The following is a 2,189-nucleotide window of genomic DNA, read 5'->3' on the forward strand; positions in this document are numbered from 1 at the left end:
AAAGCTGATCGTCACCCCGGGCGACCGCGACTCCATTGGGTTCGGCGGCCCTGCCGACCCGGATGATGTCGTAGTCGTCCGGGTTCTTGGCCACCGAGGCACGCTGTCCTGCTGCCGCGGTGCCGTCGGTGACGTAGGAATCGCAGCGGCCGCCAAAGAAGGCGTCGCGCGCTTGAACGGTCGAGTCGTAATAGACTTTCTCCATCGCGATCCCGAACTCTTCCTCGGTTTCCTCGATCGCTTTCTCGGTCAGGCTGCCACCGCCTTGCAGGCAGACGGTCTTTCCGTCCAGCAGTTTGGGCTCGGTGATGTTATCGGCCTTGCGCACGAGCATGCCGTCCGTGTCGTAGAGATTGATCCAGACGAAGCGGACAACCGTATCACGACTGTAGGTGATGGTGGATGTGCGCGACAGAACGTCGATTTCCCCAGTCTGTAGCGCAGCAAAACGCTGGCCTGCGTTAAGGGGCACGTAACGGATCTTGTCTCTGTCGCCGAGGATGGCGACCGCGAAAGTGCGGCAGATGTCGGAATCGAAGCCGCGATAATACCCCTTCTCGTCCGGCCGCGATAGACCGGGCACGCCCTGGCTGGCGCCGCAGCTGACATAGCCGCGCTCCTTGATCTTGTTGATAAACGCCTGCGCGTTGACCCTGCGCGGCCATTGCCGAAGGGCTGGCGGTTTCTAGTTATCGCCTCCGGGAGCCCAGGATCCCGAGTCACGCTGTGGGAGGAAAACCATTCCTCATTTAGAGTAAAATAGGCGAAAAATTGCTTTACTAGGCCAAAAAAGGCAACATTGAATGCATCTAAATTCTATCAATTCGGTAGATTTGGCGCGAGTTCAACGGAGGCGGAAATGACCAAACCTCATTTCAGGAAACTGCTCGGCGCACTGGTCGCCACGTCTGTCCAGTTCGGCACGCTCGGTTTCGCGTTTGCCGATACCACCATTCTCAACGTGTCCTATGACCCGACGCGTGAGCTCTACAAGCAATTCGACGAGGCCTTCGCCGCTCACTGGAAGGCCGAGACCGGCGAGACCGTGACCATTCAGCAGTCGCATGGCGGATCGGGCGCTCAGGCCCGCGCCGTGATCGACGGCCTCGACGCCGACGTGGTGACGCTGGGGCTGCAAGGCGACGTCGACGCGATTGTCTCGAAAACGAAGAAGATCAATCCCGACTGGCGGACGAAGTTCGAGAACAATTCGGCTCCTTATACCTCGACCATCGTCCTCCTCGTCCGCAAGGGCAACCCGAAGGGCATTCACGATTTTGGCGATCTCACAAAGGACAGCGTCCAGGTGATCACGTCCAATCCCAAGACCTCCGGTGGTGGCCGGTGGGCCTATCTCGCCGCCTGGGCCTGGGCCAACACCAACGATGGCGGCGATGAAGCCAAGACCAAGGAATTCGTCGGCAACCTCTATTCCCATGTTCCGGTGCTTGACACCGGCGCGCGTGGCTCGACCGTGACCTTCGCGCAAAAGGGCCTGGGCGACGTGCTGATCGCCTGGGAAAACGAGGCCTATCTGGCGCTGGACGAGTTCGGCGCCGATCAGTTCGAAATCGTCATCCCGCCGACCTCGATCCTCGCCGAACCGCCGGTCGCCGTTGTCGACGCCAATGTCGATGCCAAGGGCACACGCAAAGTTGCCGAAGCCTATCTGGGCTATCTCTATTCCAAGGAAGGCCAGACGATCATCGCCAAGAACCACTACCGTCCGGCGAAGCCCGACCTGGTGCCTGCGGAGGATCTCGCCAAGCTGCCGGAAATCAAGCGGATCAGCATCGACGATCCAATTTTCGGCGGATGGACGAAGGCGCAGCCTTACCATTTCGGCGACGGTGGTATATTCGACCAGATCTACAAGCCAGCGCAGTAAGATAAAATCTAGATCAGGACGACATGACCACAGCACCCGCCAAGGCGGGATGGCGGTTCAGACAGCCGAGCGTCATTCCGGGTTTCGGATTGACGCTCGGCTTCTCGCTTGCCTACCTCACGCCATCATCCTCATCCCCCTGTCCGGGCTGATCTGGCGCTCGGCGGCGCTCGGCTGGACCGACTTCTGGGCGATCGCCACCGACCGCCGCACCATCAACGCGCTTGAAATCAGCTTCGGCACCGCCTTCATTGCCGCCGCGGTCAACGTCGTCTTCGGCACGATCGTCGCGTGGGTGCTG

General features: G+C 60.1%; 2 protein-coding genes and 1 pseudogene. 2 read left to right on the top strand and 1 reads right to left on the bottom strand.

Features of this window, described 5'->3' with window-relative positions; all coding sequences use genetic code 11:
• A partial coding sequence (locus NKI47_RS34745; protein WP_352596316.1) for a transporter substrate-binding domain-containing protein occupies positions 1-583 on the bottom strand: 583 nt, incomplete at its 3' end.
• Between the two features lie 276 nt (positions 584-859).
• Here NKI47_RS34745 and NKI47_RS34750 point away from each other — a divergent pair.
• Both NKI47_RS34750 and NKI47_RS34755 read left to right on the top strand, forming a co-directional pair.
• Complete coding sequence (locus tag NKI47_RS34750) at positions 860-1,888, top strand: sulfate ABC transporter substrate-binding protein (RefSeq protein ID WP_352596318.1); 1,029 nt, start codon at positions 860-862, stop codon at positions 1,886-1,888.
• A 23-nt stretch (positions 1,889-1,911) separates the two neighbouring features.
• Positions 1,912-2,189, top strand: a pseudogene (locus NKI47_RS34755) (molybdate ABC transporter permease subunit); the annotation flags it as partial.

Source organism: Mesorhizobium sp. M0633 (assembly GCF_040320645.1).
GTDB lineage: Bacteria > Pseudomonadota > Alphaproteobacteria > Rhizobiales > Rhizobiaceae > Mesorhizobium.